The organism is Prevotella sp. P2-180, from assembly GCF_002251435.1.
Classification (GTDB): domain Bacteria; phylum Bacteroidota; class Bacteroidia; order Bacteroidales; family Bacteroidaceae; genus Prevotella.
This window is the reverse complement of record NZ_NPJI01000065.1, coordinates 76,260-90,592: the sequence shown is the minus strand read 5'-3', so window position 1 is coordinate 90,592 and position 14,333 is coordinate 76,260. Positions and strand designations below refer to the sequence as shown.

The 14,333-nt window shown below is 39.9% G+C and carries 12 protein-coding genes; 3 read left to right on the top strand and 9 right to left on the bottom strand.

The genetic code is table 11. From position 1 onward, the window contains the following. The first annotated feature begins 56 nt into the window (after positions 1 to 56). The 3 genes from CIK98_RS09140 (at position 57) to CIK98_RS09125 (ending at position 2,235) form a co-directional block, all read left to right on the top strand. Complete coding sequence (locus CIK98_RS09140; RefSeq protein ID WP_172409884.1) at positions 57 to 254, top strand: DUF4248 domain-containing protein; 198 nt, start codon at positions 57 to 59, stop codon at positions 252 to 254. Positions 255 to 834: 580 nt separating this feature from the next. Continuing rightward, the gene (locus tag CIK98_RS09130) at positions 835 to 1,341 is read left to right on the top strand and encodes an HU family DNA-binding protein (protein WP_094383928.1); all 507 of its coding nucleotides are present in this window, start codon (positions 835 to 837) and stop codon (positions 1,339 to 1,341) included. A 375-nt stretch (positions 1,342 to 1,716) separates the two neighbouring features. Next, positions 1,717 to 2,235, top strand: coding sequence for an N-acetylmuramoyl-L-alanine amidase (locus tag CIK98_RS09125; RefSeq protein WP_094383927.1), 519 nt, complete (start codon positions 1,717 to 1,719; stop codon positions 2,233 to 2,235). Positions 2,236 to 2,334: 99 nt separating this feature from the next. Here CIK98_RS09125 and CIK98_RS09120 read toward each other — a convergent pair whose 3' ends face one another. The 9 genes from CIK98_RS09120 to CIK98_RS09085 form a co-directional block, all read right to left on the bottom strand. Beyond that, a complete protein-coding gene (locus CIK98_RS09120; protein WP_141210488.1) occupies positions 2,335 to 2,943 on the bottom strand; it encodes a hypothetical protein in 609 nt (202 codons plus the stop codon). A gap of 275 nt (positions 2,944 to 3,218) precedes the next feature. Further along, the gene (locus CIK98_RS09115; RefSeq protein ID WP_141210487.1) at positions 3,219 to 4,841 is read right to left on the bottom strand and encodes a hypothetical protein; all 1,623 of its coding nucleotides are present in this window, start codon (positions 4,839 to 4,841) and stop codon (positions 3,219 to 3,221) included. 56 nt (positions 4,842 to 4,897) lie between these two features. Further along, on the bottom strand, positions 4,898 to 7,342 hold the full coding sequence (locus CIK98_RS09110; protein ID WP_094383924.1) for a hypothetical protein: 2,445 nt from the start codon (positions 7,340 to 7,342) through the stop codon (positions 4,898 to 4,900). A gap of 214 nt (positions 7,343 to 7,556) precedes the next feature. After that, a complete protein-coding gene (locus CIK98_RS18140) occupies positions 7,557 to 7,700 on the bottom strand; it encodes a hypothetical protein (RefSeq protein WP_172409883.1) in 144 nt (47 codons plus the stop codon). 288 nt (positions 7,701 to 7,988) lie between these two features. Beyond that, positions 7,989 to 9,188 carry a glycosyltransferase gene (locus CIK98_RS09105; RefSeq protein WP_094383923.1) on the bottom strand — a complete coding sequence of 400 codons (1,200 nt, stop codon included), beginning with the start codon at positions 9,186 to 9,188 and terminating at the stop codon, positions 7,989 to 7,991. A gap of 191 nt (positions 9,189 to 9,379) precedes the next feature. Further along, positions 9,380 to 10,843, bottom strand: a complete 1,464-nt coding sequence (locus tag CIK98_RS09100; RefSeq protein WP_094383922.1) for a right-handed parallel beta-helix repeat-containing protein — start codon at positions 10,841 to 10,843, stop codon at positions 9,380 to 9,382. Next, positions 10,840 to 11,994, bottom strand: a complete 1,155-nt coding sequence (locus CIK98_RS09095; RefSeq protein ID WP_094383921.1) for a polysaccharide pyruvyl transferase family protein — start codon at positions 11,992 to 11,994, stop codon at positions 10,840 to 10,842. The genes CIK98_RS09100 and CIK98_RS09095 overlap by 4 nt, the downstream gene beginning before the upstream one ends. 3 nt (positions 11,995 to 11,997) lie before the next feature. Then, complete coding sequence (locus CIK98_RS09090; RefSeq protein WP_094383920.1) at positions 11,998 to 13,233, bottom strand: Coenzyme F420 hydrogenase/dehydrogenase, beta subunit C-terminal domain; 1,236 nt, start codon at positions 13,231 to 13,233, stop codon at positions 11,998 to 12,000. Then, positions 13,223 to 14,332 (bottom strand): glycoside hydrolase family 99-like domain-containing protein, encoded by a 1,110-nt coding sequence (locus tag CIK98_RS09085; protein WP_172409882.1) that lies wholly within the window; start codon positions 14,330 to 14,332, stop codon positions 13,223 to 13,225. Before CIK98_RS09085 ends, CIK98_RS09090 begins: the two co-directional genes overlap by 11 nt. Position 14,333: the final 1 nt, after the last annotated feature.

Genomic DNA, 14,333 nt, shown 5'->3' with positions numbered 1-14,333 from the left:
CCTTTTAAGACTTTAATCTTTTAATTTTTTAATTTTTTAATTTTTCAATTTTCCCCGTGAAGCGAAGAGATTTAGCAAAGATGTATTGCCCCGAGAAGAGCGACGTAGAGGCAGTCCGATCGTTACGAATGTGGATAGTCCACTGTCCCGACCTCGTTGCCGCCTTGGAGGAAATAGGTCAGCCATACAAGAAGACCAAGACCCTGACAGCAAGGCAAGTCCGTCTCATCATGCACTACCTTGGTGATCCGTAAACTGACCACCGCATTCAGTTACCAACTGAAAGCCCTATTCAGTACCCAACTGAATACCGCAATCAGTTACCAACTGACTACCCCATTCAGTTCCCATCTGAATCCCCCTTTCAGTTATCACCAGACAAGAGCCCCTTTATCTCTCCCGCTCCATATGAGCAGACATGAGCAAACATGAGCATCCGTCAAATTAAAATGTAGTACCTTTGCATCAGAAAACGAAACCCAATCGCTCTTTGACTTACTGCCACTCCCTTTTTTTTTGCCTTGGTCAGCAATTGCCATGAATAACCAGCAATTATCAAGAAAAAAAATATTTCTGAAACATTGCTGTATATTGCAGATAATTGCTGACCACAAAAAACTCTTTTTAACTTGGTCAGAAATCATCAGGAATAAGCCAGGAATAATCAAGAAAAAAATATTTCTGAAAAATTCCTGTATATTACTGGACATTCCTGACCACACAAAAAAACATAAAAATTACTGACTCAAAAATATTATTGTTTAACCCCCCTGCCGGGCACAGCCCCCTTGCTGTGTAAACACCAAGTCCCATACCGGCGATGGGCAATCACAAATGTCTAAAGCTTACAAAGTAACTAAGCACACGGTGATGTTCGACAAGGACCATCCAAAGACCGTGTACAGTGTCCAACCCGTCAGCTACGGCCTTCTGACCACCGAAGACGTCGCCAACCAGATTGCCGCCGAGTCCTCCGCCACCCCAGGCGACGTAAAGAACGTCCTCGACCGCTACGCCTACTACGTGAAGGAGAACCTCAAGAAAGGCTACAACATCCAGCTCCTTGGCTTCGGCAACCTCTCCATCCGCTTCATCACCTCAGGCACTGTGAAGACCGAGGCAGAAGCCACTGCGAAGCTCATCGTAGGTCTTGTCCCCACCTTCAACCCCTCGTTCAAGCTGATCAACAAGAAGCGCATCTACGACCTTCTGCCCGACAAGATCACCCTAGTGAAGTACAACGGCACCGTCTCAGCTGACAACACCGTACCAGAGGACAGCTCAGGCGAAGTCACCGGCCCCGGCACGTCTGAAGGCGGCGGCGACGACCTCGGCCAGTAGTCTTTTCTGTCTTGGTCAGCAATTGCCATGAATAACCAGCAATTATCAAAAAAAATATTGATGAAACATTGCTGTCTATTGCTGGTAATTGCTGACCACAAAAAAAACACTTTATGAAGTTTATAATGTTCATTTATCTAAAAACATCGTCTATGAAAGTAAATTGGAAAACCATCGTATTGTATGCCATCGAGGTTCTTAAACTCATTCTGACAGGCGCAGCCGGCGGTGCCGCCTCCCAGCTCCTCTAAGTTCAATGGCTGCGCAGCCTTATTGACTTCGTCGATAGCTGCGCACCATCTGCGTTTATCTCATTCTTCACTCTTCATTCTTCATTCTTCATTTAAAAAACATTCTTCACTCTTCATTTACACTATGATTACAGAACAATACCCCATGACCATTGCCGGCGACACCGTCGCCTCCGAGGACCACCTCCTCACCCACATCGAGAACACCCAGTTCATGTCCCCCCAGTCAGTCCGCTTCATCATCATCCACTGCTCCGCCACCCGTTGCGACCGTGACTACACCCCCGAGCAGCTCAAGCACGACCACTTGCTACGCGGCTTCATCGACGTCGGCTATCATTATTACATCCGCAAGGACGGCACCACTACTCAGCACCGCCGCCTTAACGAAGTCGGCGCCCATTGCCGTCCCTTCAACCGCTGCTCCATCGGCATCTGCTACGAAGGCGGCCTGGATGCCAACGGCAAACCCAAGGACACCCGCACCATCGCCCAGCGCGGTACCCTCGTCGCCCTCTTGATCAAGCTCAAGAAACAATTCCCCAAAGCCTTCATCCGCGGTCACAACGAGATGCCCGGCGCCACCCCCAAGTCCTGTCCCAACTTCAAGCCCAGCAAAGAATTCGCCTACCTGATGAAGTGAAAACTGGTGACTGATTGTTGATTGCTGATGAATGATGCCCGATGCGCAGTATAATCAGTAATCAACAATCAATCATCGTCGAGTCGTAGCCTATCAAGGTTAAATAGAACTAGATAGTTCTGTCAAATCAGTGATTAGCTTATAGAACTCGTTTTTATCATCATCGGAGATAACCCGATGACTTCTTATGCTTCTTTCCAATTCTAACAGATTATCCTGGAGAGTGTTGAATTTGATATTATCAACGACACTTTCACAATAGAATTTTACTTGATATAACGACTCGCGAACATTCATGATTATCAAAGGGAGTACCATGACTATCTCATTATTGAATTTGCTTACAAGCAGAGCATTATTGCCCGATTGTTCCTCTTTAATGAATTCCTCAATCATACTTAGACTGATAATAATATTGTCCAAACAATATTTTATGTCAGATCTATGTGATATTTTATTTAGTTGAGCGTCAGACTGCGAGTTAATGGCTTTTATTGAAGAAAGTAAATGGAACATGGAATAAAATTTTGTTAACTGTCTATCAATTTCTGCACGTTTATCTGTAATTTCCTTGATTTTTTTATCTATATTATTATTTATATCCTTAAATTCATCCCACATATTCCTTACGTTAAGGAACTGCCAAATAGAAACAATCATCAGAATGAAGGTCAATAGTGTCATCCAATACCCCATCCAAGTGTTCATCTTGTTAACCATGGTATCAATATTCTGTTGATATTGACTGTCTATCCGATTAATCACAGTTTGAATAGAGTCTACCTTTGATACCAACGCAGAATAAGATAAACTGTCGTAACATACATAGTTACTAGTGGCTAATGTATCACATGCAGAGCTACAATGAGTACAGAATTGGGGATAGTTACACCAAAACAATATTATGAACAGCAAAAGGCATGAAAATGAAATAATCATGAATGCTATATAGATAGATTTTTTGTTGTAGTGTTCCATTTCTTTTATATATAAAGATTAATAAAATCGGCTTTTCTGAACTCGCTCTCATGTCCTTTGATATCAATCGGCGAGAATATCCTCTTGGAAATAACATCCGAAGTTAGCGTCTTGTGGATTTTCGCAGTGTTCAAACCCTTTTCCAGTGCATATTTCGCCTGATTGTCATGAGTCAATATTATCAATTGAAGAGGTATATTACATTTACATTTTTCCTTGATTTGACTATTATAAAGTTCGCATATCTCATATATAAAAATGTCGAGCCGGTTGTTGTTGTCAAAATCACTTGAAGAAAAAATATCGTCTATGACAATAGGCAGAATGGTCTTAGACTTCTTCATATACCATATCGAAAGTGACACCTTTAGCAATATGCAATAGATTCTAAAGCGGAATGTATTCAGATATGAAGGAGCATCCGTAGTGAAAGGGTCTTTATGGCCATCAGCCTTAATCGACAAGGATATATAATTATCATCTTTAGTAAAGAAGGTAAATATATCTTCATTTTTCGAAGGTGAAAAATAGACCAATTCTTTCTCAATGAATTCGGAGAAATCTGTGCATATTTCCTTGAAGAGGGAACCTATTATTTCCATTACAATTGTCTGTGCAGTTTTTAGTGTACTTATCTCCTTTGTTATCTCTTCATTCTCGTCAGAATCATTGATTGTATCCATAGATGCTACCAATTCGCGAAGTTCATCCAACATTTCTTCATTTATAACTTTCCAAAGAGTCTTATACATCTCAAGCAATTTGGCCTCTGCAGATTTGTCTATCTCGGATGTGGTCGAAGTAACCTGTGGGTTAAGATTTTTGCTATTAATAGTTACTGTACTCTTAAATTTGTCCCAACGAGCTTTAAACAAAAGATGTTCTTTCTTTAATTCCACTTCATCTATTGATTCCAAATTCGAAAAGCGATTCAACTCTTCAATCTTGGCATCTGACATTTTTTTCAGCTCAATAAGCACTTCCCTTTTCCTTTTCCCTGAAAGTTTGCTACCTTGTCTGTTTACATTACTTAGTTTGCTGATTTTATTTTCAAGCTCACTCTTCAATTTCCATAAATCGGCATAGCCTGTCTGTTCCAAGACAAATCTTGCAAGGTTTTGCTCTTTTGAAATTATGTTTATGTCATGTTCCGAACAAAAAAACGACCGTGGATAATCCATAACTGTGTTATTAGGTATGTCAATTTTCTTGCAATCACCAGAGGACATGGACAGTGATAACGACGATGTCCCCTTGTCGACAAATGCATAATTCAGATAAGTGTCAATCCCATATACTTCCTCTCTATGACTTGAATACCCTGTATATGCATATTCCAAGGCAGAGTATATTGAACTCTTTCCTGTGCCGTTGGCCCCAATGAAAACACATGAGGACGGTTCTTTGTCATTCAGGAAAGACAGGCCGTAGTCTCCATTATATTGCTTAGGAAACAACCTGAAATCAGAAAACCTAATAGACTTAATCCTGCAATCAACAAACTCTTTCTCCAGTACATTCGACGAGTCATCACTTTTATCATCTGCCGATTCAGTGTCTAAAGGACCTATGCCTAAACTTGCGACAATATTGTTTATCGCATCAAGCACTTCCTTGTCTCCGCCCATCTGCTTGAGTGCGCGCTTAACAAGAATATTCATAAAAAAAGGAAAAGATTATATTATTAATGAACTAATTTTTGTTCAATACACTTGCGTATGTAAAAAATGGCTTCCTCACTCCAACCCTTGTCTTCTCCACAAAGATCCATGGCTTTTTGGAATACATCCAAAATATCCAATGCCTTGATAGACTCTTCAACAGCCATGACATATGAAGCAAGAATATCCTCAGTATAACACTTTATGGCATATAAGAGATTCATAAAGAAAAACAACTTTGACATGTCGAGCCAATAATCATAATACGGCTCGTCCAACTCTTCCTTATACTTGGTTATCAGAATCTCATCCACGCATGATACTGAGATAGTCTGCCAGAATTTTTGTGACATCAAATGCTGATAATCTATAAACTCATCTCTTGGAATGTCCAAATTTGACAAAAAGTCATCAAAAATCTCATTGGCTCTTATATATGACGATCTGACTGATTCCAATTTCATTAAGCGTCTCATATAGAAATTGAATTTTTCAGTGTAATCAGAATTTTTATAATCAAAGTTGCCATTATATTCAACTTTCCTTGGGAATAATTCGACAAGTTCTTTGATTCTGTCATTCAACCCATCAGTGAATGTGGATGACTTATATACATCACTTTCAAGTAGTCTTGAATGAATACCTATCATTCCATCAGACTTCTTTAGCACTGACATTTCGCAAAGATAGTCAACGACATACTTCCCATGATTAAACCTGAGCCTCAGACTTTCATCCACGCATAAATCAAGGAATGACTCCTCGTCAAGGATCTCATCCCCTAAATTATAAAATGTATAAGCCAACATTCGCTCATAATTATCCGACTTCACATCCGTATCTCCAATGCCGAGGTCTGCGTCAGTCATAAGGTCAAGAATCATAAGAGCGTATCTTGACAAATGGCTCAATATAACATCCTCATTCTCGCCTGGGCGTAAGACTCGCTCCCACTGTTGGTTGTTGTTGGTGCTTACGATATACTGCGGAACCATACAGCCATTATCAATACGTATATCAATCCAGCGATGAAGGTCTTTTTCGTTCCATAAACCGGCTTTTTGCGACTTGTAATAATGGTCTAACTCATCAGACAGTGACTCATGGGTATAACCAAACCTCAATCTGCTGCCATTTGTGTCCAATGTTCTCGAATAACTTTCCAGAATTACTGTCTGATTGAACAGCATAGCCGAGAGAGCCTCGTTCACATTTGAACATTTCGGGAACAATTGCCTGTTGGTATCATCAAGATACTTTATTCTGTTGGGCATTACGCAATTGCTCTCAACCAATAAAGGCGACCGTTCCGTTAAGAATCTTACTCTAACAGTAGCAGTTAAGCGATTGAAACCAGGTCCATTGAGATATTTGTTAACCTCATCAGTTATACTCCTGACCATAGATTCATCTGCCAAGATACAGAATAGGCTACTACAACTTAACCTTAGTACTGTGTCAACACCGAAAGACGATAATATCGTATAAAACGCACGTCTTTCCGTTTCGAAATTGTAAAGTGAAAGAAGATAATTATGAAGGATAACCATTAAACGGCGAGAGCTTCTAAACAATGTCTCGTCTTGCTTGGAATTATCAGCTATTTCTTTTAACGTATGGTAACACCTTTCCCACAAATCTGCCAACGGGTGAGACACATGAGACATTAAATTGCCCATCATCTCATAATTGTCGTAAATCGGACGAGGCGACATCGGTACTATGCGCAATATTCCATTGCCATAATATATCCTTATTTTGTTAAACAAAGATCCTTCCTGATTTCTTAGCACTATATTGAAACTTTTTACTCCCTCATTGTCATCTATTCGATAAGTATTGTTTTGACCATAGCGAATCATTAATTGAGCCTCAAAGCTTTCAATATCAAGAGCAGCTCCAACATTACACTCAATAATGGGGAATTCATATTCCAACGTATTGCACATTCCGCGGAAATCATGAGTTAACTGTTTTACAAAATAATGCGCATATCCTTTGCCAACATTGTCAATAGCATAAACCTTCTGACCTGTCAAATCCCTGATGTCAATAGACCCATTAGACTTTATTGCGGCGTATAATCCTTCAACAACCACCCTGTTTTCAAGTCCGTAATACTCTATGAATTTTGTTACCTCATTATATATTGACAGTATAGTTGAGCCAAAATAGATAGCATCGTCAACAATCTTTATTATTATCCGTCCTTTGTCACTGTCTTCATTAATATTCTTGAAAAGCAAAGGAAGGGATAATTCAGTGACGACAGTAACTCCATATAAAGATGTCAAATCATGATTATCAGAATTACCATATCTAGAGCCCAGCAATTCAAGCATACGAGTTCCCTTACGTGATAAGGCTATCACGAAACATCTATCATTAGGCATTAAATGATTTATTGAATCTTGAAGATTCTGCCATAATGCCTTTAGTGAATTATTATATATATCGTTTGCTTTCATTGATGAATGTGCTGCAAAATTACATATATTATTTCAAATTTGCAAGAAAATTAAAATAAATATATATATATGCAAGCAAATTAATTATATAGTGGTTGGATGCTTACCATCTTATCCCGATAATATGTAAGCGTCCAAAAGTGATTAAAACCCTTATAGGGCGGGCATTCCGAGAAGCCCGCCTATTTGTGATTTAATTGAAATTTAACTTGTTTTAATTGGTCGCCGGGGAGAAAGCAAGACTAACAAGATTGTCATAGTCCCTTCGTCCCCTGTTCCACTCCCGAACATAGTCAACGAAGAAGTCGCGGAAGTTGCGACACTTCTGCTGACAGGTCGAGATGAAAGAACTTATCATACCTTTTTATTGTTTATTGAATTTAACAGCGCAAAGGTACAAACTTTTTCACGGATTACCTAAAACCACTTTTGGACGCTTACGGTTTATTTGCTCAAAACATTAGTATTTATGCGTGTTTCAGAGAATTGTTAATGGATTTTAGTGGACAGTAGTGATTCCCGACAATTCGCGTTCACCCACAAAGTCCGCTTGCGGACCCATTTCCTTTAATTCAAGTGAATCAAGGTACCTGTCCCTCTGATCCTCATGCCTAGCGTACCAACGGTCGGTGCTTTATATCGTCTTTCAGGCGAGACTAAGCTTTTCTTTATTATAAATGTTCATCAATTTCTCGTAATAAGTGTTGTTCGAGTATGTTTCAATAGCAATTCTTGCTATATCCTTGTAATTAAAATCAGCATTCCACATGTGTTCGATTTTGTTTGATAGATCCTCGACGTTTCTTGGCTCGAAGATCATGCCGTTCGACTGGTTGATCAAACATGGGATGCTACCGATGTTTGCACCGAGCAAAGGAACGCCGAGACACAATGATTCCAAATTCACCAACCCTAATACCTCATACCACTCAGAAGGAGCCACACAGAAACGAGCCCTGCTAACAATTCGTTTTATTCCATCCCAATTCTGAAAACCTACAAATTCAATATTCTCATGTGCAATAGCCTTCAATTCTTCAGTAAGTGGACCATCACCTATTACGACCAATTTGTGCGATAACCTATTTGCAGCCTCAATTAAAGTTTTCGAGCCTTTCTCATGGCTCAATCTCCCAATGAAGCAATAATACTCACGTCTATCTTTTGTTTGATAAGTATCTAACACACAGCAATCTGTATCAATCGAGTGCATTATAGTGTGAACCTTTTCTTTTGAGAAACCACCGCGCACCATGATATTGCTCACAAAATCGCTTGCACAAATAAAACTGTCAGTCCACTCATCAAGATCTTTTCTTGTCCATTTCATAGCCTCCTTATATCCAAGGAAACTTGCTACTTTCGAGTTTTTCACACAGTTATGGTCAAGCACAGCGTGCACATTGCTGAGACATTCCTCACAAACAGTTTTCCCATTCTGCATGAAGTCATAACGAGGGCAAAGAAGCTTGTAATCATGTATCGACCACACAACCATCACACCCTTCTCATGAGCTATCTTCACAATAATCGGGCTCAATTGAGAATGGATATTGCCAACATGCACCACATCAGGCTTGAAATCATCCACCAGAGCAGCAAACTTTTTTGCGACCTCTTTGCTACCAAAAGGACGCAAAAAGCCTTTTATCATCTTTGGACCAGGACGAAATGTGGCTTCTGAAGGCCAGTATTTGCTCCAATCAGAATACAGATTGTCTTTACATTGCATTGCAAATATCGCAACATCATGTCCATTCTTCTTCAGCATGCTTTCGAGATTGATCGTGTAGATACAATCACCTCCTCTACGATAGTAAAACTTATTTGCTAATAAAATTCTCATAATCAAAAAAATACTATATTTGTTTGACCGATGGAAGGTATAAGACCTACTACATGTGATCCAACCACCAGTCAATTTTTTAATACTTCGTTAATGTCATTGTGGTTAAAAGATGTATTATGACAATCATCCTCTATCAAGGATGTAGGCATTCAATATCTCTTAATTAGCAAGCCATTTTTTCATCACTCTTACTTGCCATAGCCACTTCCTTTCTGAATATATCTTCTCAAAGCACCAACTGGTTTCCAATTTACCTGCTTGAGTATTCTTCTTTTAATCAACCAGGTCTTTAGCGAACACCGGCTGACAACAATAAACTCCGTATCATCAGCCGTCAGAGTAACAAATGACAGATTGGAGGATGCGCTTCCTGAAAGCAATGGCTTAAATCCAGTCTTCCAATGTGTGTGAAACAAGTACTGGTCGGAATACAGATAGACCTTATTCTTCTGTTTTCCGGAGTTCATCCAACTGCCATACATGTAATTACCGCCATAAAAGGTATTATCGCAGATGTCTATTGACTTCCGTTTAGTCTCATACGATAGAATATTGCAGTCCCTTGGCTCTGGAGAAGAAAACTCATTATACCCCATCTCGTACGCTATATTTCTTTCAAACGAACAGTTTTCGTAAGCCGAGCCGAAATCCTGTCCCTGATCATTAAGAAAGTGCTCAAAAGCTTGTCTACAATGGTAGATTCTGTTGCCTACAAAATGATTATTCTTCACAATTACCTTACTTGTCTGATTGCCTTGAATTGTGGTTGCACAATCAAAGGTACGACTGATTATGCAATTTATCACATTATTGCCATTGCAACTTGACCAAAACTCTATTCCATTTCCGTATCTGCACCATGGATCTTTATCTCGCACGAACATTGCACCTCCTATCAAGTCTATCTGACAATTCTCTATCAGACAATCGTTACACCCCGTAACTCCATGAATTGAAAACCCAGCAATAGCAATATCTTTTATTGTGCAGCTCTCCATGGATTTGATTCCAACATCATACATAGAAAATGCCAAACAGCCCAATTTCCTTGGGGCTACATCAATTTTCCAATACAACTTGCTTATCGGTTGCTTGGTAAAAAAGCTTTGCGAATGCTGTTCTGTTGTATAGAAATCTCCACTCTTCTTGAGTGAGTCTTTACTACAGACAAGATGACCATATACCTTATCGCTTTTTGAATTATATATTAACCCTACATTATTGACTACAGTCTTGTTGGAACATACCGAGGCGCTATAGCCATCAAATTTTGTCTCATCAGACAAATCAAGCACCCAGATATTATTTCCAACAAGCACCCATGCATTTGTGTCTTTAAGAATCTTTAATCCACAAATCACAGGCTTATCTCCATCACCATAACTTTCAATAATGGAATTTTTATAGCCAAACACTCGCTCAAAAAAAACATCATTACATTTCAGTCTGACCCTTGCTGATTCTTTGACTGGAACAGAGTATATATGCTGTTTTGCGGATAAAGCTGATAAACCGTCATTCTTGTCATTCCCAGTTGATGATGATACGTAATAGGTTTTCAGTTCTATCCAAGAAGGAACCCCCTGTGCTGACACATTAACAATAGAGAATAAAAGCGATATGAATAAAGCCAAAAATTTCATCAGCATCATTTCTTCAAAGCTTGATTCAGATATTCTCTCATCTTCTTTGCATACTCAGCTAATGCGTTATCTACTTTACCCCAATCTATAGGTCTATCCATAATGTCAACTAATTTGCTATTAGCATTCACACGCCTGTCATTCAGATTGAGGTTTCCACAGACTGTATCTATGCGTGAATTTTTTGACGAACCGTTGCTATCACTATAGCGATTGAAGATGGCAAACTGTTTGTGCATGATGATACTGAAAGCACAAATATGGAACGAATCAGTTATTACATACTTGGCTCCTCGCAAGATGTTCAACAATCGGTTTGGATCAGCATCGTATGGAGCTATATCACCAAAGTTAGCATCATATTCCACATACTGATCAAGGAATCTTAGCGTGACAATTTTCAAGTCCTTCTGTATTGCAAACGCCTTCACGGCTTCACGATATGCAATCGTATCGCCTAACAGGAAGCAAAGCAGATATGCCTCATCATACACTTTTTCTTCTCGAATAATATTTGACCATTGTTCTTTATTGAATGCAAAGACAGGATCCATTAAAACGGGAACATCGCGACCAGTTAGTTCCTTTACGATTTCTGCACCTCGGTTTTCGCGACAGCTGACGTGCTCTATTCTGCGCAAATATTTGGCAGTCGCTTTTTTCTGGAAAGAAGGTATCTGACTCACACCAAAACTACTGGCAAACGACACCTTATTAATACTGTCAGGCACAAACATCAGATTGTAGAAATTGGTGCCCAAACCAGAAGGTGACCACAACTGATCGCTACATGTTACAATAGCCTCATAATCATATGCTATACGCTGAATGTCAACATACTTTGCACCATAGACTTCATATTGATCAAAGTATTTCTTATCATAATCCTTGAAAGTCTTCCTCCTGAGTTGCAATTCCTCGCTTACCTCCGGATGCTGCTTAAACGAGCGTGCAATATTCCACTCTACAAGCTTATCTTGGCGAAAAGTTCTATTAAACAGTCTTGGCAAAGCTTTCAGTTTGAACCACAAGCCCGCCTTACCATAGTGAATAACCTTACACTCATGTCCAAGTTCTTCAAAAAGCAGAATAGTAGCACGCGCTTGCAGTTTGCTTCCATAATTCTGTTGCTCGTATTTTAGACAAAGTCCTAATTTCATATACTATTTTCCTTTGCTTATAAGTTCTATTATCCACCAAAGGCCTCTATGTCTTCCGAGGAAACGCTGGCAATGGCATATTATTTCACTCATATAATCCTTGATAGATGGTTGTGCAAGCATGCGATCATATTGAGGTACTGCACGTCCAAGCATCCTATCCATATTCATAACAGCATGTGCCCTTCTGCTCTTGGGATACAACATGGTAGCCTGACCTCTATTCATAGTCTCTGCATCAATATCATCCATCATGATATAGCCATCACGTACTGCATTACGGAATTGTTCTTCCCAAAAATCGGTACGTGTAATCCAAGATGAGGTTCCAATCTTGTCCTTATCGTATGGATGTATATGAATATCACCAAAGCATACATCTGCCAATTCGCCATAGTGGTCTATACAGGTCAGGCAACGATGTAACTTAAAGAAACTTCTAAGCATACTGCCATAATATTGATTGAAAGGAATAGATATATTTTTCTCTGCGGCATTGATAGTAAGATACCCCATGCAACCATGGTCACGAAAAGCGAAATATTGTATGTCATTCTTCTTAACACCATAATGTTGGAAAAGGAAATCTTGACCATTGAAAGTTCGTCCGCTTGAACAATAGATAGCAAACAATCCAATGATTCGTTCCCTTAACTTACGGTCGATAGACATACGTTTGCGGAAGCCCTGGATATGGCAAGGCGTGCCCACTATCACATACTTGCCTTCTGTGAGTGTCGCAATCTTATTGCCCACTTTATTGAATGCAACAGGGCAATACTTCGAACTGCGAGCTTTGATTATCTCTTCACGACTGCATGCAATATATGTGTAAGGAGTAATATGATCCTCCTTATATCCTGTCACCACAGCTCCATCTATTACTCTCTTTTCCAGTAGATAGATAAGAAACTGACTCACCATACCGCCACTGGCAGAATGATATCGTATATCCTCATCCAATGCATAACCAGTATGCAGACCCACATATTTGCCGATAAACTTATCCTTCTTTACACTTTCTGATGCCACCTGATACTGCTGGAACTCAATGCCTACACCAGGGCACACCCTTAGGCACTTGCCACACTTGTTGCAAACCACATCATCGAGCACGGGTCTATGTTCTCCGTTCATCCTTTTTATCGTGATGCAGTGTTTCGGACAGACATCCTCGCATATTCCGCATCCCGTACACATCTGGTTTTGGATGGTAAACTTGACATTGTTATTTTTCATTACTGTCCAATGCCTCCTTCAATGCTTTGATATACCCCTTTCCGAATTTCAGATCAGGTTCCATATAGTTTCCTTCTGCCCACTCATTCCATGATTTGAGCATAAGGATATGATGTTCCTCTTTTTTATTCTCGATAGCATTCAGAGCATCTCTGACATGAAGTCCGAAAGCCTCTGGAGTTGAGTTGTCAAACATAATGCCATTCCAACCACTTCTTGGACTATGATCCCATTGCGGTATGATTACTGGAATGACTTCCTCTTGCTTTTCAACCTCAGTAATAAATTTCTTACTTGCCTTGGCATAATCAAAAAGATATGGGGGGCGATGCGTTATTATCCCTTTTACCCTACCCAATGCCTTACCTAACTTGCGCTTTAGGTCTGAATTTCCAAAGTCAATTACAGAAGCATCACGTAATCGGGTATATGTTACGGCATTGTAACCCTTCTCTATGAAGAACTTGCTTTCCACAGTATTGTCTGGTGCATTTGCCACAAGATAGAGATCTGGGAATCCAGCCTCCTTTGTCCATTGTCGAAGATTATTAACATACTCTTTTGGCAGATGTTCTGCATCGAAGATATACAAGAGAGGACTTCCTGCTATTTTGGTGTATCTACTATCCTTGAAAGCCTTCAGCAGAAATTCAAAGTGCATTCTCATATCCTCTATGCCTGGATATGTCTGCTCTATCAAGAGTTTCTTTTCGGTACTTCCGTCAGGATTCCATGTTTTGTTATACCAGCTATGGTTCGCCCAAGCAAGGCAGAATGGAAAATCCGGTCTACCGGACTCAAGCACCTCATCAAATATTGTTGCCATGAGTCGTTTTCCGTTGCCAAACCAATAGTGCCAATAACAGAACGATGAGACACCTGCCTCACGTGCTAATTCAACTTGTTGTTCTCGCACTTCTTTCACACGAAGGTCATAGTACCCCAAATCGGCTGGTACCCTTGGCTGATTATGACCTTTGAACAGAGGCCTTGCTTTGCCAACATTTGTCCACTCTGTAAAACCCTTTCCCCACCATTCATCATTCTCGGGTATTGGATGAAACTGTGGAAGATATAATGCTATTACTTCTGTTTTCATT